The 21,322-nt window shown below is 48.4% G+C and carries 19 protein-coding genes; 4 read left to right on the top strand and 15 right to left on the bottom strand.

The window, feature by feature from the left end:
- Positions 1–32: 32 nt before the first annotated feature.
- The 6 genes from BLP63_RS10235 to BLP63_RS10210 all read right to left on the bottom strand — a co-directional run bounded on the left by BLP63_RS10235 (position 33) and on the right by BLP63_RS10210 (position 8,025).
- The gene (locus BLP63_RS10235; RefSeq protein WP_207646450.1) at positions 33–1,676 is read right to left on the bottom strand and encodes an amidohydrolase; all 1,644 of its coding nucleotides are present in this window, start codon (positions 1,674–1,676) and stop codon (positions 33–35) included.
- 102 nt (positions 1,677–1,778) lie between these two features.
- A complete protein-coding gene (locus tag BLP63_RS10230) occupies positions 1,779–2,975 on the bottom strand; it encodes a M20 family metallopeptidase (RefSeq protein ID WP_092591204.1) in 1,197 nt (398 codons plus the stop codon).
- 20 nt (positions 2,976–2,995) lie between these two features.
- Positions 2,996–4,447, bottom strand: coding sequence for a Na+/H+ antiporter NhaC (gene nhaC / locus BLP63_RS10225; protein WP_092591202.1), 1,452 nt, complete (start codon positions 4,445–4,447; stop codon positions 2,996–2,998).
- A 165-nt stretch (positions 4,448–4,612) separates the two neighbouring features.
- Positions 4,613–5,140, bottom strand: a complete 528-nt coding sequence (locus tag BLP63_RS10220) for a GNAT family N-acetyltransferase (protein WP_092591200.1) — start codon at positions 5,138–5,140, stop codon at positions 4,613–4,615.
- 212 nt (positions 5,141–5,352) lie between these two features.
- Positions 5,353–6,678: a betaine reductase selenoprotein B gene (gene grdH / locus BLP63_RS10215; protein WP_092591198.1), complete on the bottom strand. Its 1,326-nt coding sequence runs from the start codon at positions 6,676–6,678 to the stop codon at positions 5,353–5,355.
- 15 nt (positions 6,679–6,693) lie between these two features.
- Positions 6,694–8,025, bottom strand: coding sequence for a glycine/sarcosine/betaine reductase component B subunit (locus tag BLP63_RS10210; RefSeq protein WP_092591196.1), 1,332 nt, complete (start codon positions 8,023–8,025; stop codon positions 6,694–6,696).
- Positions 8,026–8,247: 222 nt separating this feature from the next.
- On the opposite strand from BLP63_RS10210, the gene BLP63_RS10205 reads away from it, so the two are divergent.
- Positions 8,248–8,943 (top strand): TetR/AcrR family transcriptional regulator, encoded by a 696-nt coding sequence (locus BLP63_RS10205; protein ID WP_092591194.1) that lies wholly within the window; start codon positions 8,248–8,250, stop codon positions 8,941–8,943.
- Between the two features lie 107 nt (positions 8,944–9,050).
- On the opposite strand, the gene BLP63_RS10200 is transcribed toward BLP63_RS10205, so the two are convergent.
- The 5 genes from BLP63_RS10200 to BLP63_RS10180 form a co-directional block, all read right to left on the bottom strand.
- Positions 9,051–9,878 (bottom strand): endonuclease VIII, encoded by an 828-nt coding sequence (locus BLP63_RS10200; RefSeq protein WP_092591192.1) that lies wholly within the window; start codon positions 9,876–9,878, stop codon positions 9,051–9,053.
- A 437-nt stretch (positions 9,879–10,315) separates the two neighbouring features.
- A complete protein-coding gene (locus tag BLP63_RS10195) occupies positions 10,316–11,386 on the bottom strand; it encodes a TRAP transporter substrate-binding protein (protein WP_092591190.1) in 1,071 nt (356 codons plus the stop codon).
- 78 nt (positions 11,387–11,464) lie between these two features.
- Complete coding sequence (locus tag BLP63_RS10190) at positions 11,465–12,760, bottom strand: TRAP transporter large permease (protein WP_092591188.1); 1,296 nt, start codon at positions 12,758–12,760, stop codon at positions 11,465–11,467.
- Between the two features lie 2 nt (positions 12,761–12,762).
- Positions 12,763–13,287, bottom strand: coding sequence for a TRAP transporter small permease (locus BLP63_RS10185; RefSeq protein WP_170829399.1), 525 nt, complete (start codon positions 13,285–13,287; stop codon positions 12,763–12,765).
- 15 nt (positions 13,288–13,302) lie between these two features.
- A complete protein-coding gene (locus tag BLP63_RS10180) occupies positions 13,303–14,241 on the bottom strand; it encodes an alpha/beta hydrolase (RefSeq protein ID WP_092591184.1) in 939 nt (312 codons plus the stop codon).
- Between the two features lie 344 nt (positions 14,242–14,585).
- Here BLP63_RS10180 and BLP63_RS10175 point away from each other — a divergent pair, with 344 nt between their 5' ends.
- Both BLP63_RS10175 and BLP63_RS10170 read left to right on the top strand, forming a co-directional pair.
- Complete coding sequence (locus BLP63_RS10175; protein ID WP_092591182.1) at positions 14,586–15,212, top strand: TetR/AcrR family transcriptional regulator; 627 nt, start codon at positions 14,586–14,588, stop codon at positions 15,210–15,212.
- A gap of 25 nt (positions 15,213–15,237) precedes the next feature.
- The gene (locus BLP63_RS10170; protein ID WP_092591180.1) at positions 15,238–15,657 is read left to right on the top strand and encodes a DUF3237 domain-containing protein; all 420 of its coding nucleotides are present in this window, start codon (positions 15,238–15,240) and stop codon (positions 15,655–15,657) included.
- A 177-nt stretch (positions 15,658–15,834) separates the two neighbouring features.
- Here the strand turns inward: BLP63_RS10170 and BLP63_RS10165 are convergent, their stop codons facing one another.
- Complete coding sequence (locus BLP63_RS10165) at positions 15,835–16,929, bottom strand: S-layer homology domain-containing protein (protein WP_092591178.1); 1,095 nt, start codon at positions 16,927–16,929, stop codon at positions 15,835–15,837.
- A 395-nt stretch (positions 16,930–17,324) separates the two neighbouring features.
- On the opposite strand from BLP63_RS10165, the gene BLP63_RS10160 reads away from it, so the two are divergent.
- Entirely contained in the window at positions 17,325–18,524 is a 1,200-nt protein-coding gene (locus BLP63_RS10160; protein ID WP_092591176.1) for a cation diffusion facilitator family transporter, read from the top strand.
- A 120-nt stretch (positions 18,525–18,644) separates the two neighbouring features.
- Here BLP63_RS10160 and BLP63_RS10155 read toward each other — a convergent pair whose 3' ends face one another.
- The 3 genes from BLP63_RS10155 to BLP63_RS10145 all read right to left on the bottom strand — a co-directional run bounded on the left by BLP63_RS10155 (position 18,645) and on the right by BLP63_RS10145 (position 21,162).
- Complete coding sequence (locus BLP63_RS10155; protein WP_092591174.1) at positions 18,645–19,316, bottom strand: DUF3159 domain-containing protein; 672 nt, start codon at positions 19,314–19,316, stop codon at positions 18,645–18,647.
- Between the two features lie 118 nt (positions 19,317–19,434).
- A complete protein-coding gene (locus tag BLP63_RS10150) occupies positions 19,435–19,788 on the bottom strand; it encodes a DUF1475 family protein (RefSeq protein WP_092591172.1) in 354 nt (117 codons plus the stop codon).
- A gap of 144 nt (positions 19,789–19,932) precedes the next feature.
- Entirely contained in the window at positions 19,933–21,162 is a 1,230-nt protein-coding gene (locus BLP63_RS10145; RefSeq protein WP_092591170.1) for an MFS transporter, read from the bottom strand.
- Positions 21,163–21,322 lie beyond the last annotated feature (160 nt).

The raw sequence follows: 21,322 nt of genomic DNA, 5'->3' as shown, positions 1-21,322 counted from the left end.
TCTTTCATAGCGGATTCTTATGGTTGACGGCCTTAGTGTCCTGCATCCGGTATGACCCCAGAGTCGAATACCCACTCTCCGGCAACCATGGTTCTTAAGATTTTAAGCTTTAAGATTTCCGGTGCTTCAATTTCAAAAGGATCACGGTCTATCACAACGAGATCACTGAATTTCCCCGTTTCAAGCGTCCCAAGCAACGCCTGTTCGCCATTGGCATAAGGGATATTTTTCGAAAAGAGGCAGAACGCATCATAAACCGACAGCTTTTCATGGGGCTGCCATCCTCCAGGCGGATAACCGCTTAGGTCCTGTCTGGCAACCGCCGCGAAGATTCCCGGAAGAGGGTCATAGGCTTCGACAGGACAGTCAGAACCACCCGTCATCATTATGCCCTCATCCCTCATACTTTTCCATCTGTATGCTATACCCAGCCGTTCGGAGCCCAATCTGTCTTCGATCCAGTATAAATCCGTAGAGAGGAAAATGGGTTGGATGTCCAAGACAATCGGCAAAGCTTTGAGTCTTTGTAAGTGTTCATTGGTCACCATTTGCGCGTGAATAATTCTGAATGGCGGTCTTTCAGGCGACGTTAAAAGCTCCGGGCAAACCTTGACCGCATTTTCAATCGCGTCCAGTGTGGCTTCCATTGCCCGGTCGCCAATGGCATGAATCGCTGGCTGCATCCCCCTGAGACAGGCATTCGCAACGGTTTCTTTCAGCACCTCAGGATCGCACAGAATCCCTGTGTTTCCGGGATCGTCTGAATAAGGCACTGTCAGCGCAGCAGTTCTGGCGCCCAGGGACCCATCCGTGAATATTTTGTAGGCGCCGTACATGGTTTTGTCACCCGGCTTCCTATCCTGAGGACCGATCTGAGCCTTTTCAAAGAATTCATCTTTACAGACCGTTACCCTGATTGGCAAGCGCCCCTCTTCTTCCAGCTCACGATAAAGATCAATGCTCTCCTCATAGCGCCACAGCTTGGCCGCATAGGTATGAATGGTGGTGATCCCTTTGGAGGCCATATCTTGCAGGACCTGAGCCATGACGCGCTTTTTTACGTCAGCGGTTTTAAGCGGGTCCGGCATTATATCGTCAAAGAGCTTTGCCGATTGTTCCCTAAACACACCCGTCAAATCTCCTTTTTCATCTCTCTCAATCATACCAGGGAATGCCTGATCGGTTTGGTCATTGATCTTCGCAAGCTCAATGGCCGCGGAGTTGGCCACGAGGACGTGCAGGCAACAGCGCCGCACGACAATTGGATGGTCCGTGCTGACCTGATCCAGGTCGTGGCGCGTTGGCATGCGATTCTCCACGAATTTTGTCTGATCGAACCCAGCGCCGCGAATCCACTCTCCAGGCTCTGTTTTTTTGGCTTTTTCGATCAATTTCGCTTTAAACGCTTCCATGCTCCTGGTCTCATCCAGGGCCACATAAGTTTGATTCTGACAATAGGCATAAAGGTGAAGGTGCGAATCCCCCAGCCCCGGAATAACTGTTTTCCCTTTAAGGTCACAGGTTTCTTTTATATCATGCTTTAACGCTTCCTCAAGACGTCCGGCGAAAACAATCCTGCCCGCCTTGATTCCCAAAGCTTCAACCGTATCGCCTTCTTCTTTGAAGGTGTAGATACGGCCCCCCATCAACAGTAAATCCATGGCTTCTCTCTGCATCTGTAATCCCCCTTATTTCAGCATAGAAAGCCAGGAGCATTTGCCCTGGCTTGTCTATCTCTATTCATTTGTGTATTTTTCAGCGTGAGTGAGCAAATCCACTCAATGGTCAATGGAAAGTGTATCCACCAGGTATTGATAAATGACCTGTGCGGTTTGGACAACAGACTCTATATCGACATATTCATCCGGTCCATGAAAATTTCCGCCTGAAGGCCCAAAGATGATGGTTGGCGCGTTGAGACGGGTGCCAAGATAGTTGAAGTCGCCAATGCTTTGGAAATAATCAATTTCATAATCGGTATCCAAAGTCTGTTTTATGGACTTTAGGAATTTCGCGACCATCGGCTGAGTCTCTGAAACGGTAAAGGGCATGAAGCCTTTTGACCCCTCGCTTGGCGCCTCCCGAAAGTTGATCTTCCAGGTTGAGCGGATGCTGGCCCTGTCTATGGCTTTCTCAATTTCTTCCCGGATGGTATCCTCATTCTCACCGACGACAATATGCCAGAAAAGCTTGATTTTCGCGTAATCCGGCACGCTGCAAGCGCCACCGTCACTTTCCAGACCGACGACACAGGCAGCCCCTGTCCCCAAATGTGGATCTACCCTGTACTCGACGTCTTCCAAAGCCGCGACGACTTTTGCCGCATCCAGAGCGGCGCTGACGCCTTCGCTGGGTAGCGCGGCATGAGCAGCTTTTCCGAAGAATTCGATTTCAAGCCCATAGCCGCCTCTCGCGCCCAAACAAACCACGGGAAACGGTTTATGGGTAAATCCAGCTGAGGGCTCAGTGACTATGGATATATCCACACCTTCAAGCAGGCCTTCTTCAATCAGGGCGTTGGTTCCCATCCCATAGGGGCCTTCCTCGACAGACACATAGGTGCTGATAATTTTCCCCTTGAAATCTTGGTGCTGGGCTTTAAAGGCTTTCAGGGCGATCATGGTCGCTGCACATCCGGATTTCATGTCCAAGGCGCCAAGCCCGTACAACCGGTCTCCCTCACGGTCTCCCGCATAGGGGTCTTTGGTCCAGCCGCTGCTGAGCTGGACTGAATCCAGGTGTCCGTTAAAGCAAATGGTTGGTCCCGGCTGACTGCCTTGCAGTGTCACAATTAAATTCTTTCCGTGAAAATCCGTCACTTGGTCTTCATGATAGTCATGAACGACAGGTTTAAAGCCATTTGAAATAAACCAGTCATTTACCAATGCCATGATCTGCTCTTCTTTGAAATATGGGCTTGGCACAGCGACAAGCGCCTGGAGCAATGTAATGACTTCATTTTGTTCCATTTTCATTCCGGCCTCTCCTATCGTTGTTAGCTCGTCAGGGAATTGTACTCCTTGTTAATTTCCTCCTGCTCCTCTTTGGTGTTATACCATATGAATTTTCCAGTCACGGCGTAAAGAATTGAGACCAAAGGCGTGAAAAGCGCCAGATAGGTAAATGGAAGGTAATCTAAGGTCGCCACACCCAAGGTGCCTGCGAAAAAGACACCACACAGGCCCCATGGAACAAGTGGAGAGGTAACTGTTCCAGAGTCTTCGCAAGTTCTTGACGCAACATACCTTTTTATGCCAAGTCGGTCATAGGATGACAAATACATTCTGCCCGGAATCAGAATGGCGACATATTGGCTGGCAGACAGCATATTGACGGCTATTGAAGAGAATACATGCGTGATAATAAGGTTTCTGGCATTCCTTGTGATGACAGCCATCTTGCCAAGCAGCGCATCCAGAGTGCCGGTTTTTTCAAGAATGCCGCCATAGCTGAGCCCCAAGTAGCCCAGCGAGACTGTCCACATCATAGACTGTAATCCGCCGCGGTTTAAAAGTCGGTTGACATCCGCAATCCCAGTATCAATTGAAAATCCGTAGTTCATATAGCCCATCATCTCATAAAGCGAATAGCCATTGATCACAATAGCCAAAACCATACCCACTAATGAAGCAATGACCATGGCGGCAATGGCGCTGACTTGCTTAAATGCCATTACGACAACGAGTACGAGCGGGATCAAGGTGACGAGGGCAATGCCTGGCGTCACATTAAAGTTCGCGGATAGTCCGGAAAGTATGGTCTCAACGGCTGTTGTGTCCACAGAGGTTGCATTGTAGCCCATCCCAAGAATAAAGTAGATTATCAGGGAGATTACAAATGCAGGAAGAGTCGTATACAGCATACTCTTGATGTGTTTAAATAAATCTGTTTCACACACACCTGCGGCGAGGTTCGTTGAATCTGAAAGCGGCGAAAGCTTGTCGCCAATAATTGCGCCTGATATTATTGCACCTGCAGCCATAGGGCCTGGGATGCCAAGTCCAAGGCCAATCCCCATGAAGGCAACGCCAAAGGTTGCGCCCGTCGTCCAGCTGCTTCCTGTAGACAGAGAAGCAATCGTGCAAATCAAAGCTGCCGTCACAAGAAACATAGAGGGTGAGATCAGCTGAAGTCCATAATACATTAGGACTGGAATTGTGCCTGAAGCAATCCAGGCAGGAATCAGCATACCAATAAACATCAAAATCAGCATTGGAATAGTCGCAATTTTACAGCCATGGACAATGCCGTCCTGGATCTGCGACCAAGGTGTTCCCGTTGCCATCAATAATATTGCAGCAAAGCTTATGGCAAAAACGAGTGTCATATGTATGTCCGGTGAGCCAATTTGCAAAACTTGAATAATGAGCAAGGCGAATAGGAACACGACAATTAATAGCGAAATGGCAAACGACGGTTGAGACTTGGATAATTTGTTTTTTTCCATAACACGACCTCCATAATAGAATGATAAGAACGATTTCTTTCGCGTCAAGCACGTTGCTTAATATCATTTTACACAGAAGCCGTTTAAAAAGTGTTTATAGATGTTTTATTTTCTGAATATTTTGAATATGTATGAGAATTTTTGTTTATTTTACTTTTCAAAAGTTCAAAGTACATACTCCAGCTGAAGGTCCCGTGGATCCCCGTCGAACAGCTCAGGATTAATTTCCACTGCGGCGACACACCCTACCGCATGGTAAAAAGCAATGGTCTCCTCCGCGGACCCAGCGCAAATGTAGAGCTTTTCTGCCCCAAGGCCCCTCGCGGTCTCAGCAGCGATCCCAAACAGCTGCCGTCCAAGCCCCTTTCCCCTGGCCTCCCGCGTGATGAAGAGCTGGTCCAGAAGCATGTAACGCGCCGTTTCACCAAATAACTGACCTTTCAGCGCGACAAACCCAAGCATTTTATCCTGCGGGTCAAAGGCCCCTACCGCGGCACCATCCCCTTCAACCGCTTCAAGCAAATTATTATAGTGGGTCTCATAGCCGTTAGGCCAGCTCGGATCCAAATAATCGATCTTAACAAGCTGCAGCTGCCCCTCTACTTTACGCCAGGCTCTGCCTATATACTGAGAGGCGTCAATGTCTTTAATTTTGCTGCAGTCCTTTTGTTCCAAGGTTCTATATTCGATCATTTTCCCTTCGCCCCCATCTTTTTGTCTCTTTTAATAATACCTTATTGATCCGTCCCTGTCCCCAACCAGATTTTTGGTCTGTCCCTGTCCCCCACCAGCGTCAATTCCCGTCACACACGAACAAAGGCCGCTCCCCCGCAGTTCAGGGGGAGCGGCCTTCCTTTTATTAAACTCTAACTGTAAGTTACCATCCTATCTTCATCCAGCATACACTAAAACTTAACCGGGAACACCGTCTGCTCGCGAACATCAGCAGTAAGAGCATCCAGGGCTACGCCAACCCTATGGTAGCGAAGCTTGTACTGGGCTTCCTTCGTCGTCGAAGGATCTCCAAGCGGATAAGGGATTGAAATCGTAGGAACGATTTTGTTACTGCCCACTGTCTTAGCGACCGGAATCAGGTTGCACATTTGAACAATTGGGAAACCGGCTTTTTCAATTTCTTTAACCATCGTTGCACCGCAACGTGTACAAGTGCCTCACGTCGAGGTGAGAATAACGCCATCCACGCCAGCTTCGCGAAGATACGGGATCATCTCTTTGGCCATTCTGGCCGCTTCAGCTTCAGTTGTACCTGTACCTACCGTGCTATAGAAGAATTCGTGAAGCTTGCCAATCTTGCCTTCCTTCTCATAAGCTCTGAGTGCGTCAATCGGAACTATGACATCCGGATCCGCATCTGCCGCTGCAGGGTCAAAGCCAGCGTGGATCGTCTTGAAGACGCCAGTTTCCAGATCAAGGAGTTCAGAAATGTCATAACGGCCCCAACGGGTTGCGGACGCAGACTGAATTCTGTCTGGGTTAGCAACCGGTACAATACCGCCGCTGGTGATGATCGCGATAGTCGCTTTGGAAAGATCTTCAATTGGAGGCGCTATGTCGACGCGATCTATCTTAGGAATTGGAAGCTCCGTCTGGAAAGGCTCTCCAGCAAGCTTTTTGATAAGCATCTCAACCACGCGATCCGCAGCTGGCTTTTGGTCTTCACGCCAGATCTGGTGACGGACGCCTCTTGGATAGAAGCCTTCCTCAGCTGCCAGGAACATAGGCTTTTCGCCTTCAGGAAGCGCGAGGAGCTTGTCGCCGAACGCCGCCATTTTCTGCGTATCCGCCTTCATAGCTGCAGCACTCTTGCCACCTGGGAAGATGTAAACTTCTTTCTTAAACATCTCGACACCAGGGTTTTCTTCATTCATGGAAGTGACGGCAACGACGCCATACTTGTCCTGGACAAATTTGCTGACAACGCCGCAGGCATTTCCGTAGCGGCCTGCCTGAAATGCCGGACCTGCGAAGAAAATGTCAAATTCCTTGTCTGCCAGGAAGCCTTCAATCGCTGCAATGGCTTCGTCTTGACGTGAGCCCATAAAGTTGTCGCCGCAAATGATCGTGTGTGTAATTTCGGCATTTTTGAGAGCTGCCGCCAGGGCAAGGCCTGGTCCGACCAAACCTTCACGAATTTCAGGCGCGTGGTCAGCCTTTTCCTCTCCGCCGATCCCTGCGAAAAACTGATTGATATACAAAATCGCTTTTTTCACGATGATCTCCCCCCTCTAAAATTCTGCCATGGTCTTTGGTGACCATCCGCATACCTGATCGCCGCAGAACATTGAGTTGTTCTCAAGGATGATGGAGCCATCCTCACGTACTGAAGGCCCGAGTTTTTCATCGTCCTCCCAGCCGCCGGACAAGCCATCTCTGCCAAGCGCTGCCAGTTCGCCAATGACTACGTCCATCGGCGGAAGCTTTATAAGCTCTGAAACGTTGCCGCAGGAAACAATGGCATTCGCCTTGTCATCCAGTGTAACGAGTGGCTGGGACTTGCCATCACGGCCGGTACACTCGTTGGTGATGCCGACGGTCTTAACGCCTGCATTTTCAAGTTCTACGAAGCACTCAATAAAGTCCGCATCCGGATTGCCGTAGCCTTCCTCCGCCAGGACAGCGCCATCAGCGCCCAGCAGCTTCGCCATTTTCGCCACGAATTGTGCCGAACGTCGCTTTTGCTCCAGGGAAACGTTGAGGTTGCTCATGATGACGCCAAGGAAGTTCAGGGACTTGCCATGCTCGTCATAAAGGCGTTTGATGGTTGGATTGTTCTGGAAGTCATAAGTCGCCCATTTAGAGGAACAAGGCATGAAAGAGCCTGAAATCAACGCGCCGTCAAGGACTTCATTTGGATGCATGAACGTAGGGATGAAGTGGTTGAGGTCCCAGCCATAGAGAAGGTCATTGTAGCCCATTTCTTCCATTTGGGATTGCGGCTGCATGACGTAGACTACCGACGGAAGCGCGTTCATTTCAGTGCTGCGCTTTGTAACAGGCTCGAGCTCAAAGACTTCAACGCTCTCAGGCGTCTGCTCCTTAACGGTATTTCCAAGGTATTCTGCAAGTCGATGGGCTGCCCAGCGAAGTGCGTGGTTCTTCTTTTGCTGCTCGTTTCTCTCAAAGGCTTCGTCCGTATCCGCGACGAGGCAAAGGTTGACCAATTGTGAATAATAAGTGAACTTAGCGCCTTCTCCAGCCATGTCGATCAAGCCATCCCCGAAGCTGCCCCAGTGTTTGCCTACAGCCAGAACGCTCATGCCTTTTAAAGCGTGGGTTCTGCCTTCGCCTACCTGGAAGACCTCGCCAGTGACGCCCGGGAAAACAGGGTGCTCAGCGCCAACGCGTGTTCTTGGCTCGATAGCCTCTTTGACCGGTACAATGCGTACAGATTCTCCTGGTCTTGCAACTTGAAGATCCACTTCTGTCAAATGCTCATCAGCATCCTTCAAAAATGCGATGGCCTCTTCCTTGTTGATGGTGAGGACGCCGTTCTCAAACACAGTGCTTGCGCCGAACTGGATGTCGCGTACTAAGAAATTTCCGATTTCCAATCTCACTTCAATTTCACCCCTTGTCAGAATGCGTGCCTTGGTTGATTGTTAATAATTTATTAATTACATATATAGTATATTCGAATGGATTTATTTTGTAAATAGATTTATTTAATAATCGCGTTTATATTTTTCGATCATTTAGAAGCTTTTGCCATTTCCTCTGTTGAGTTATACTAAGTTATTGTGCTATTATGATAACAACACAGACATAAATGAGGTGAAGTAATGACCCAATTCGCAATGGCCAAGAAGGATCTTCAGAAGAGTCGTATTATGAAATATTTCATAGAAGCTGCCCATAAGTTACTTATAGATGAAGGCATTGAAAAGATCACGGCCAGAAAAGTCGCAGATCTGGCCGGCTACAACAGTGCGACGCTTTACAACTACTTCAGCAATTTAGACCATCTGATCTGCTATGCTTCCATGACCTATTTGAAATCGTATTATGCTGAGCTGGATGATTTTGTGGCAGGTACAGATGTACCTCGAGAGATCTTTCTCAAAACATGGGAGCTTTTTTCAAAGCATTCCTTTGAGAATCCAAAGATCTTCAAACTGATCTTTTTCAGTCCTCATAAAAATGAGCTCAAGCAAATGATCGAAACCTATTTCGACATTTTTCCGGAAAACTTTGGGGAGCACAGGGTTGATTTGATTCCCATGCTGAGGGAGGGTGACCTGAAGAAGAGGAATATGGCTATTATGAGCAAGAAGCTTGGCTCGGAGATCCCTGAGGACCAGCTTGAAACGATCAATGAGATAATGATCAATCTCTACCGTGCAACCCTGGACGCCGTTATCTCAGGGGAATTTGAAAACGTGGATGACGCGGTCAGCTATAACATGAGGCTCATAGACTTTACGCTGGATTTGTCCTGTGCGTCTAAGAAATCCAGGAGAACGAAGAAAAAATTATAACTAACAATAAAGGAAGGCTCAGCGTATTGAGCCTTCCTTCTGTGTCTGTATGGTTTTTTATCTGTTTACAGTTGCCATCACCTGTTTATCTTCAAATGCTGACAGCGCTATAGCTTTTGACATTTCAAACAATAATAGATACTGCCCCCCAGGTACGCTTCTTTAGAAATAGTTCCGCCACACATCGCACAGCCTTCCGCTGCGTGTAGCTTGCTCATGTGTGTATAATATCCACCGTTTTTTCCAAATAGATCTTTTTCAGTATCCCTGCCGCCCAAAGATAACATTTGTCCAAGGACTTCTCTGATGCTGTGATACAAAAGATCTTTTTCAGAGAGGTCCAATGAATGAACTTTTCTTTTTGGATGAATATGGGCAGACCACAAGACATCCTGCAGCACACCATTCCCAAATCCCGGAACGCGTTGCTCAGTTGCCAGAAACGCTTTTACGCTTAACTTTTGAACGTTTTCAAGCCCGATCAGCGCTTGGAAATAATCTTTGCTGAAGGCAGAGGTCAAAGGTGATGGCTTTTCCAATGCCGCCTTTCTATACGCATTTTCAAAGGTGCTCTCCTTGAAACACCATAAACCACCATACATCTGTACAACACCACTCAAAGCGGTGCCATCAGAAAACTCAATAAGCATTTGATGCTTATGGGGTCTTTGAACACCCTTATCATGTAATCTAAGATTGGCGCCGTCAGAAAACACCATTCTGATATCATGTGACCTCAGTTCTACCATACCGCCATAGGCGAGCGCGGTCTCAAAGCGCTGACCTTTAAGCAAGCTTTGATAATGTATTGGATCTCCTGAATAGAATGCAAATTTATGTGGCGCGTTATTCATCACCACAGTTATGATTTCACGACCACAGACCGTTTCCCCAAGCTGCCTTGCTATTATCTTGGCTTCAGGCAGTTCCAGCATTATAAACACCTCCAAAATGGTTTAAAGAATTGCTTCCGCTGCGCTATTCTTACCCATTATTCCCTGAATATTTCAGGGCGGCCCAGTCCCCTCCTGCAGCATCGGATGGTCTCTAAGTTGATAGCCCTTCTTTCCCGGATGGTTCCGCCATGTCCAAACTATGCGCTTCCGTTATTTCTTGGATTTCCAACTCTACCCTAGGCGGATGGCCTTCATATGAAGTTTTCTGCAGCCGTTGTTTTTGACTTGAGGAATTCATCGGTATTCACCTCGCGGAGAACACCCTTGCTCTTGGCTAATGGTTGGCACTACCAGACCACGTATCGGACTTTCACCGACGAGCGTGCGCCCATGCCAGGCGCACCACAAAAACGGAAGGCTCGGCAAGCCTTCCGTTTTTTAGTGACATTCACTTGGAATTCGACTACTGCTCCTTTTTACTGCGCTACTGTCGCAAGCACTTCGTCTATGACCTCATCCCCGCAAAGGGCGCGCGCTTCGTCAAAGACCGGCTGAGCAGCTTCCTTCATCTTAGCGAAATCTTCTTCTGTAAATTCAATGATTTCAAGGCCTTCATTCACAAGGTTCTCTTCAAAAGCGACCAACGAGGTATCCGTTGTTTCACGGACCCACTTCTCAAGGTCAACCACAGTTTCTGTAATCAGCGTCTGATATTCAGGCGGCATGCTGGCCCAGATGTCCTTGTTGATGGTATAGGCATTGTAGAACATGACGTGATTGGACTTAACAATGTACTTCTGCTGCTCATAGATCTTGCTGTTGTAAATAGTATCAAGCGGGTTTTCCTGAGCATCTACGAGACCTTGCTGAAGCGCGACATAGAGCTCGCTGAACGCCAGTGGCGTTGGGTTGGCGTCAATCGCTTGCCAGAACATCATGTGAAGCGGATTTTCCATAGTTCTGATCTTGAGACCCGCGAAGTCTTCAAAGCTGCGAACCTCTTTATTGCTGCTGGTTACTCTGTATGTGATTGGCATGATGCTGAGAACTTTGACATTAAGATTGCCGTACTCCTGGTCGATCAGCGCGCGAGCCTTAGTGCCCTCTGCTACAACGGCCGTCGCTTTCTCTATATCTCCATAAAGCGCAGGGAGGTCCAGGAACGCAAGCGCTTTAGAAGTGGAGCCGCCAGCCGTACCCACCGTCATGGCAATTTGCCCTGATTTCTGGTTTTGAATCAACTCGCCAACGCTGCCAAGCTGGAACCCCGGATAAGACTCTACCGTGATTTTGCCGCCGGAACGTGCTTCAATGAGCTCTTTGAAGTAGAGTGTGCCTTTGTGGCCATCCGACTGCTCAGGCGCGCCATGTGCCAAAATCAGATTGAAAGTTGGACCATCCGCTGGGAGCACAGCTTCAGATTCAGGTGCTTCTGCCGATGGATTCTCAGCCGGCACCTCAGCAGCAGGGGCTTTAGCAGTTCCACCACATGCTGTAGCAGAAAAAGCGAGGATCAAAATTAATATTAAGCTCAGTAATTTCTTCATTCGTATGACCTCCTCATAATATTTATTCAAACGGCAAAGCCGCCTAAACACATTCCTTTGATTGATGCCAGTGCCTTACTAAATCAAAGTGCCGAGAATCAGTGAAATTTGAGGAATATAAGTGATCAACGCCAGCGCTATTATGTAAACTCCGCAAAAGGCGAGCGCTTTTTTGCCCAGAACACTGACGGACACCTCTGCCATAGGACTGGCCACAAACAGGTTGAGGCCAAAGGGCGGCGAAATGAATCCAATTGCCAGGTTGAAGACCATGACAATGCCAAAATGAACCGGATCAATGCCAAACTGTGTCAGGATGGCCATGAGCATAGGCGACAGGATCGCAACCGCAGGGCCTGCATCCATAAACATACCTATAATCAAGACTATGACGTTAAAGAGCATCAGGAACATGATGCCACTTGAAAAAGACGTCGTGAAATACTCAGCCAATATTTGAGGCGCCCTCAGTAACGTCAGCACCCTTGAAAACGCTATGGCGAATCCCAAGAGAAGGGCTATAGGTGCATAGGCTTGAACCGCGCCGTCCAGGAAGGACGGAATTTCCCGCACTTTAATAATCTTGTAAGCGAAGACGCTGACCAAAAGCGCGTAAAATACGGACAGGACTGCGGCTTCTGTCGGTGTTACAACCCCGGCATAGATACCGCCAAGAATAATCACCGGCGTCAGGAGCGCCCAGAAGCCTTCTTTCATAACGCCCAGGAAACCCTTTGCCTTAAGCTTTTCATAGTTGGCAGCAATCTTTTCTTTATCCTCACCCTTGACTTTACAGTAGATGTAAACATAGGTCATGAGCATGGCCGCGATCATAATCCCGGGAATAAAGCCTGCTGTAAAAAGCGCGCCAACAGAAGTGCCTGTCATCATGCCATACATAATGAAGGGAATACTTGGTGGAATAATAATGCCTATCCCGCCTGCAGCCGCAACCAGCGCTGCGGAAAAAACTTTGTCATAACCCAGGGAAACGAGGATTGGAATAGTCATTGCCCCCACAGCCGCAGTGGTTGCCGGGCCTGATCCACTGATAGCACCGTAGAATACAGCGGTGATGACCACGGCCATTGGAATGCCAGCAGTTCTTTTGCCCACGAGAAACGCAAACACATTAAACAGCCTCTCTGATATTCCACCGCGGGACATGATAATCCCTGAAAGCATGAACAGTGGGATCGCCAGAATGGGTGTGCTGTCGACCCCGCCTATCATAGATCTTAAAACATAAAGGGCGTTGGCCGGAAAAGCGGGATTGATCATGCCTGGCAGAAATGTTGTGAAGCCTATGGCCATGGCAATAGGAAAGCCTATGACCAGAAGTACGACAAATAAGATCAGGACAATAGACAACATCTCTATGCTCCTTTCGCGTCAGAAATTTCTTCGACGTCAGCTTCTCTTTGAATCTCAGGTTTTTGAACGATGATTCTGATCAGGTACTGGATGCTTCTATACATTGCGAGGGCCATACCAAGGGTTGCGAATGCATATATGTAACCCGTTTTGATTTCTAAAGCCGGACTAAACGTGTTGGATTCAAAGGCAAGCTGGGTCACTATGACCGAGTAATAAGTACAGTAAATGAAAAAGGCCACGGTCACTGTCCACATCAGAATATCCAGCCCTTTTCTCAATACCTTTGGCAAAAGGTTAAACAAGACATCAATCCTGAACAGCAAGTCCTTCTTTATGCAGTAGCCTATACACATATAAGCTGAAACTATAAAGCAATACCTGGCAAGCTCTTCGGCCCAGGCCAAAGCATTCCCGAAAACATAACGCATTATGATCTGATACATTAAAAGACACGACATCACGGCGAGCAGAAAAACCAACATGACGCGTTCAAAATTTTGATCCAGCCACTTCAAAGCTTTCATCATGCGTCCTCCCTTCTACAGCATTCCAAATTCTCGTTTAAAAGTCCTGTAGATCGCTTCTCGAATCCAGTCTGTCAACGGTGCTGAAATCAAATCAAAGCCGTGAGGCACGCGTGGCAAGGAATAAAGCTCCGTAGGCACTGCGAACGACATTAATCGCCTTGCGTAATCAATGCCTTCATCCCTTAGGGGATCATATTCATTGACGATCATACAGGTCGGCGGCAGTTCGGACAGGTCTCTGGCAAGTGCTGGAACCGCGTAGTACGATGGTATTTCGCCCTTGAAGCCTCCCAAATATAATTTCCATACGTTGGACAAACCATCACCCTGGACAAGCGGCGCGTCGTCATAAAACTGAAGGGCTGAAGTGGACGTCGCAAGATAATCCAGTGCCGGGAAATTGAGTACCTGCGCAGAAATTTTTGGTCCGCCATGGTCTCTGAGGTAAAGACATAGACCCGCTGAAATACAGCCCCCTGCGCTTGTACCAAACACACCAATCTTTTCAGGGTTGATACCGAGACTATCGGCATGGGTAATGGCGTACTCAAGTGCCGCCAGGGCATCCTCCAGCTGAGCTGGAAAAACTGCTTGCGGCGCCAGTCTATAACCCACTGAGACCACGGTACAACCTACATGCTTCGCAATTTTCGAAGCTCTGATGTTGTCATTGTCAAGGTCCCCGCTGACAAAACCGCCACCATGGATATTGAGCACCATAGGGACTTTTTTCTCATCCTTATTCCTGTAAACCCTGACAGGAACTTCAGGTGCACCGTTTTTACCAGGGACCTTGAAATCCAAAATCTCAATCCCCTCCGGAGCTTTAAAGTTCATCATCAATTCACGGATGATAGGAGCATTTTCAACAGGTTTATCCTGATCCACCGGTTCAAAATCCATCTTCACCTTCCAGAGGGATTCATAGCCTGGATGCGGCTTATAATTCATGCCTTCTCCTCCTCAAAATATTTTCGAGCATCCGCCATGTCAAAACTATGCGTCAACTTCAGCTCTGTTCAAATTAAGTCAAGTTGCAGGTCAATTCATTTTCGTGATCAATGTCATTGCACTTTTCATACTTTCGGTATTTTTCTGAAAAATACTCCGGGTATGTTTTATAATAAATGCATTTTAACTGAGTGTCAACGCCTTTTAACCAAGAAAAAAATATATTTCTTTTTGTCTAAATTTCTTGATGCCAAGCCTTGACGAATCTCAAAACATTTGCTCAAATGGAAAAAAGATGACCGATGGATTCATAATGATTCAAATTGATTCAAAGGAGGCAGCCCATGGAGATCCAAACTAATAAGCGCGTTCCTCGCGGTGCCAGGACAAAAAAGAAAATTTTTGACGCGGCTATAGAGCTGATCAAAACCAAAGGTTATCAAAATGTCACTATAGACGAAATCTGTGCTGCTTGCAATGTTACAAAGGGCGCATTTTATTACCACTTCAGCACGAAAGAGTCCGTCATTGAGCAGATTCATTTGGACACAGACCAAATCGTCGAAAGAAAAATTGCCCAGCTGTTAAAAATGCCGCCTTCGCTGAAAATTTTTCAGGATATGTCGTATTTTTACGGCGAAATTACTGTGGAAAGAGGCGTAGAAGTTATGCGGCACAAGCTCCACAGCAGTCTTGACTCAGATCCTTTATCAGGTGGATATCACAACTTTTTTGATCCGGAAAAGCGACCTGTACTTAAACTTTTCAAATCGATTTTTCAAGAAATTCAAAAAAACGGAGAGGTTATTCAAGAGGTCACTTTCGAATACTTTTTCAGACACTTGATCATCACTTACAACGGCGTCGTTTTGGATTGGTGTTGCAGTGACGGCAGCTACGATTTGCCCTCTGAAATTGAAATGGCCACCCAGCGGTACTTAAAATCCTTCCAGACAAAATATCAGGATTAAAAAACGCCAAAGGAGGATTAAATCAATGATGCTTGAAACGGACTTAATCATGACCTTAAAAGTGGACATTGGCGCGCATCAGATCGTCGGTGACACAGTTAAGGGACACCTGAAGGTCATCCCAATTACGGGCGGCTCCTTTGAAGGGCCAGGCATGAAGGGCAGAGTCATTCCAGGCGGCGCAGACTGGAACAGTCTGATTGGCGGCAAGCTCCGTCATGTCTTCGCTAAGTACACTATTGAAACGGATGACGGAGAGTTGATTTCTATTGAAAACGAAGGCTACGGTGAAGATACTGAACCAAAGCCATTTATTCGAACCGTCCCCCGTTTTACAGTTCGGGAAGGCAGCCCCTATGACTATCTCAGAAGCGGGGTCTTTGTTGGCAGTTTGAAAAAAGGAGACGGAGAGTTTGTTGAAATCCAGATTTTTAAACTTAGATGACAAGTTCAACGCACATAAAAACCGCCTCTTAATCGCCTTGTACAGGGCGAAAAAGAGGCGGTTTTTTTACGGATTAAATCAACGGTGTGTCCCAGTCCCCAATGGTGCGTCCCTGTCCCCTCCTGAATGTTGCGAGGAAAATGCAGGTATGGGACCATCGGCAAAAATCTTTGCTTTTTAAGTCGTCCACTCACCGTTGGCAATGCCTACAAGGTAGTAGTCGCCGTTGTAGAGCTCAAAGACGAGATAGAGGCTGCGCCAATCCATGCCGCCATACTGCGGGTCAATGCCGTTCAGATAGAGCTCCACGAAGATTCCGCTGGTGTAATAGTTCGGGATGTTGTTGATCATGTTGCCCCGGGAAACGACTGTGTTATAGACGGTCTGGTCCGGAGTGGTGAAATCCCGGGCGTTGACATAACGGTCAAAATAATCCTGCGGCGTCTCGTCAATGTTGAAGCCGCTCCCATCCTGAATGCCCCAGAAATAAACGGTGTTGTCAGCAAGAAGGCCGGGAAGCGCTGCCGCGGAAACCACTTTGTGGGTGTTGTCAATATAATAGTACGGCGAGAACCGGACACCCAGGACCGGGTGAACGTGGGTTGCCAGCTGAGTCATGTCCTCATCCTTAAGGATCTGGGCTATGGTCAGCGCCTTTGCCTGAAGCATGGTTGGAACTACGAAAGGTGGATGGATGGCTTTGGCCATAAATACAGAAAATTCAGCTCTGGTCATGGCGTTATTGGGCTTGAATGTCCCATCCGGGTAACCTTCCGTAATATAGCCGTCAACCAGTGCCATGATGGGACCGAATGCCCAGTGACTGGCGGTCACGTCACTAAACGGAGACGTCGCAGAGCTTTGGGTAAACCCGTAAGCACTTGACAGAACAGACGCGATTTCCGCCCGGTTCATAGCCTGATCCGGTTTAAAGGTGCCATCCAAATAACCGTTCATGGTACCATGTGCCGCAATTGCGCCTACCGCGCCGTTTGCCCAGTGGCTCGCGGGCACATCCGGGAAAGCTGCCGCTTGCGCTGTCAAGCCCAGCTCATTGGCCAGGATCGAGGCCACCTGAGCGCGGGTTATGATTTGGTTAGGCTTGAATGTCCCATCCGGGAAGCCGCTGATCAGATTGAGACCCAGCAAGTGTTCAATGTGGGGCTGGGCCCAGTGTCCGTTGATATCAGGAAAAGTTGAGGCCGCAAACGCGGGTGCCGGTGCCGCGGCCAGTAAAAACAGCGTCATAAGGATTAAAAGATATTTTTTCATTGAGTTTCACCTCCATTATCTTTATACCTTATTGTAGGTATAGCAAACGTGAACACTATAACCAAAATTGTTATCATTACACACAAAGAGGCAACGGATGTCGAAAGGTGGCACCCGCAGATCTCTCGTCCTACAGGAGAGGAGAAAAGCGGTGTCAGCGGATAGCACTCATCACGCCATTTCCCCTTGATCATTTGCAGCGCGGCCCAGTCGCCTCTGGTGTGTCCCTGTCCCCTATGGTATGTCCCTGTCCCCAACCAAGTTTTTCCCTTCAATTTCCGTTTTCGTCGGTCACATTCCACACATTTGTGATAGAATAGAATCCACTTGAACAAACACCGCCAATAATTGGCAGCATAGCACGCTTCACCATCTCACGATACGGAGTGACCTTTATGCAGAATTTTTTAATCCATCGATTCGTCAAGAACCATGAAAACACAAAAAGTCCTGACGTCAGGCAAGCTTATGGCACTATGACCAGCATTGTCGGCATAGTTGTCAATTTTTTTCTGTTTGCCATAAAATTTGTTGCGGGCACCTTGTCCGGCAGTATAGCGATTACGGGCGACGCCATCAACAACTTGTCTGACGCAGGGTCTTCTGTCATTTCGTTGATCAGCTTCAAACTATCGAATAAACCCGCTGACCTTGAGCATCCCTTTGGCCATGCGAGGATTGAATACATTGCTGCTTCCACGGTGGCTATCATCATACTGCTGATTGGCGTGGAGCTGATTCAGACCTCTATAGGCAAAATACGGCAGCCTTCAGAGGTGGATTTCACCTGGCTCACCGCGGGGATTCTGGTCTTCTCGATCTTTGTCAAGCTTTGGCTGACACGCTTCAATGCCAGCCTGGGCAAGCGCATTGGTTCCTCCGTGATGAAAGCCACCGCGGCAGACAGTCTCGCAGATGTCTTGGCGACTACGGTTGTCCTGATCTCAGCGGTCCTCAGCCCAGTGATTGGCTTTCAGCTGGATGGCTACATGGGGATCGCGGTGGCGCTGTTCATCATGAATTCCGGCCTGGGCATCCTTAAGGAAACGCTGGACAGCATTTTGGGACAGGGCCCAACCGAAGAACTCGCAGAGCAAATTGAGAATTATATCGACCGCTATCCAGGGATCAGCGGCATTCACGACCTCGTCGCCCACAACTATGGTCCTAACCGCTGGTTCGCCTCCGTCCACGTGGAGGTAGACGCCGCCGTGGACATCCTTGTCAGCCACGACCTGATAGATACCATTGAGCGGGATATCATGTCCGAGCTGGGGATCCACCTCGTGATCCACATGGACCCTGTGGTTAAAGATGATCCGCTGATCAACGAGTATTGCCAGCTGACAGAAGAAATTGTCACTGCAGTGGATGACTCTCTGACACTGCACGACTTCAGGCTGGTTCGGGGCTCTGCCTTCAAAAAAATCGTCTTTGACGTCACCGTGCCGTATAACTGCAAAAAAAGTGATCAGCGTATTTTGGATGAAATCGAAGCCGCAATGAAAGCGAGGCAAATCAATGCTGTTATCACTATTGACCGCTCGTTTCTGACAAAATCGAATTATAAAATAAAAAAGAGCAGGACTCTTTAAAGCCCTGCAGTTTGCGACATGACGTGATGTGACTTCAGATGACCATTGGCAAAGTCTTAAGAGAGGACTTGATGCCGATGGTCATTTCTATTTTCAAAGCAACAGCACTTGAAATTCAACTTAGAACCCCCGGGTCTGCCCCTCCCAAGGCGGCTGAACGCCATGAGCGAATTCGTGAGCGCCTGGCCCGCCGAGCTGATGGAGCCGCCTGAGGCCGTAAAGGTAGCTGATGACAAGCACCGTCAGCGTCACAGGCGTACCCAGCAAAAGATTTGCCCAGGCCATCCGGGCGAGATCCGCGCTGAAATAAAGATTGATTTGAATCACAAGGCGCATCAGAAAGAGCGCTGCCCAAAGCCAAGTGACCTCTCTATAGGCTGGCTTAACATCCGCACGCCAGTACCAGTCGAGATTCCACCCCCGGGACAAGTGACTGGCCAGAGCGGCCAGGGGCTTGCCGGCAATGAGACTCACCAGGGAAACAGCCAGCATGGCTGCGCTGCTTAGAATTCTGGGGAGAAAATAGTTTTCCGCACGGCCCGCAAAGAGCGCGAAGCCCGAGGCAACGAGGACACCGGCGAGACCGCCAAAAGCATATTTCAGCGGCTGCCTGCGAAGGGCCCTGACAAGGCTGAGCAACAGCGCGGCCGCCACAGAGATGATGACTGCCGTCGTTAAACCCGCCGCACCATTAACTACGACAAAAATAAGCGGTGGAAGCAAAGCATCCAAAGTCTTTGACGAGACCACCAGTTTGAGCTCCTCCATAATTTCCGCGCTTCGATTATGCATGGGCTTTCACCTCGATTCGTTGATGTAGGCTGACTGCAGAAATTGACTGCAAAAGTCGACTTCAGCAGCCAGTCACAGCTGCTGCTTTTTTGTAACAAAGGATCCTGTGCGCCAGAGCTTAACGCTTCGCCATTTCCATCAGCTTCGCCTTATGGTGCCCAAGGTAAAAGTCCAGCCAGCTGCCTTTGGATTGATAGAGCGCCAGAAGGACATAAAGGGCACCAGCGAAAAATCCCAGGATCATCATAAGGATGACCCAAACAGCAGCCAGGACCTTGCTGCTTTCCCTGAACACAATCCACATGGAAAAGAGGACAAAGCCTGTGTAGAGGTCCACCATGGAGACAATGCCCCATGGGTTCGCCAGAAGCTTCGAGCCATCTGCGAAAAAATCTCCGTTGGTAAAGCCGTGAAAAAGTGCAGCGGTCATGGCGAAAAGACCAAGCCATGCTATGACTTTGGCAAGTTTCATTTTGACACCTCCAGCAGAAACGTGTATACCGTTTTTGGTTGTGTTTTCTGGCTATATTTACCCCGAATTGAAAACAACTATCACTTAGCCAATAATCAGCGAATTAATGTTTCTACCGAAAAGTTAAAAGTCCTTCAGCACCGCTTAGGCTTCCTGGATTCTGCGCGTCAGCAGCCAGCAAAGCCCAAGCGCCAGGATGCCAATCCCAATCAGCACATAAAAGCTGGTCTGGTAACTGCCGGTGCTGCTTTGAAGGCTCGCCGCCACCGTAGGCCCAATCAGCGCCGCAAAAAGCAGGTTTGTGACTGCAACGCTGAAATTGCCCGAAAAGTTTTGATGTCCAAAGAGCTTGTGAACCACAGCGGAGGTCGACACCGGACTGCCGCCATAGCTGATCCCCATAAAAGCGCAGCCAAGAAGCAGGAGACCAATGTTAGAGATACTCACCGCAAACGACAGCAGCAGCCCTGCTGTCAGCAAGCAAAAATTGATCAGCCACAGCGTCTTTTTCATGCCAATCCGGTCAAAACCGAGACCAAATACAACACGCCCAACGCCATTCGAAACGGAAACCACACCCACAGCCATTGCCGCCGTGGCAGGCTCAGCACCGAGCTCAAGAATACTTGGCGCGACGTGACCAATAATCATCAGGCCTGCTGAGCTAAGGAGCACCAGCCAGGCGAACAGGATCAAAAAAGATGGACTTTTCATCATTTCACTGACGGCGTACTCCTTAGCGGAAATTTCTTTTTCTGACTTACCGCCGCCCGCCACAGCATGAACAGGCAGCTGAGATGAAAGCTTTTTCCCGGCTATGTCGATCACGACAGACCCTACAATCACAATCAAACCTATCAGAATTCCAATGATTTTAAATGTACTCCGCCAGCCCAAACTGATCAGCAGCGAGGCGCACAGAGATCCCAGCACCAGTCCGCCAAAACCAAAGCTCATCATGAGAATGCCTGAAATAAAGCCTTGCTTTCCCGGAAACAATTTTGTGACAGCACTGATCAGCAAGTTATAGCTCACACCTACACCAAAGCCGCAAAACACGCCATAAAATATGTAAAAATGCGCCAGCTGCTCTGAGTAGCTTGCGGCATAAAACCCGCCCAGAAGCAACACGCCGGCAGAAACCATCAAATAACTTCTCTTGACGCCCCGCATCAGCAGCATCCCAGCGGCCAGCCCACCAATACAAAACATAGCCATGGAAATTGTAAACGTCAATGACGTCTGAGCTCTGACCCAGCCAAACTCCGCTTCAAGGGGCGCGACAAAGATAGACCATCCGTAAATAAGGCCAAGGCACAGCAGCATCAGCATGCTGGTTAGTACAGTCAATGTTCTTGCAATTTTCAAGTTCAACCACGTCCTCTCTCTTAATAAGCCTTAAGCATATTTCGTATAGTGTATCCTATATGCAAAAGACTTGTCTATGCACAGTTTATTGAACCTTTACACAATTTGAACTATTCATTGTGAACATGCCAACAAAGAAGAAATCCACTGACAGCCTTCTCAGACA

Source organism: Acidaminobacter hydrogenoformans DSM 2784 (assembly GCF_900103005.1).
Lineage (GTDB): Bacteria > Bacillota > Clostridia > Peptostreptococcales > Acidaminobacteraceae > Acidaminobacter > Acidaminobacter hydrogenoformans.
Note: the sequence above shows the minus strand (reverse complement) of the source record. Positions and strands in the feature narration are given on the sequence as shown.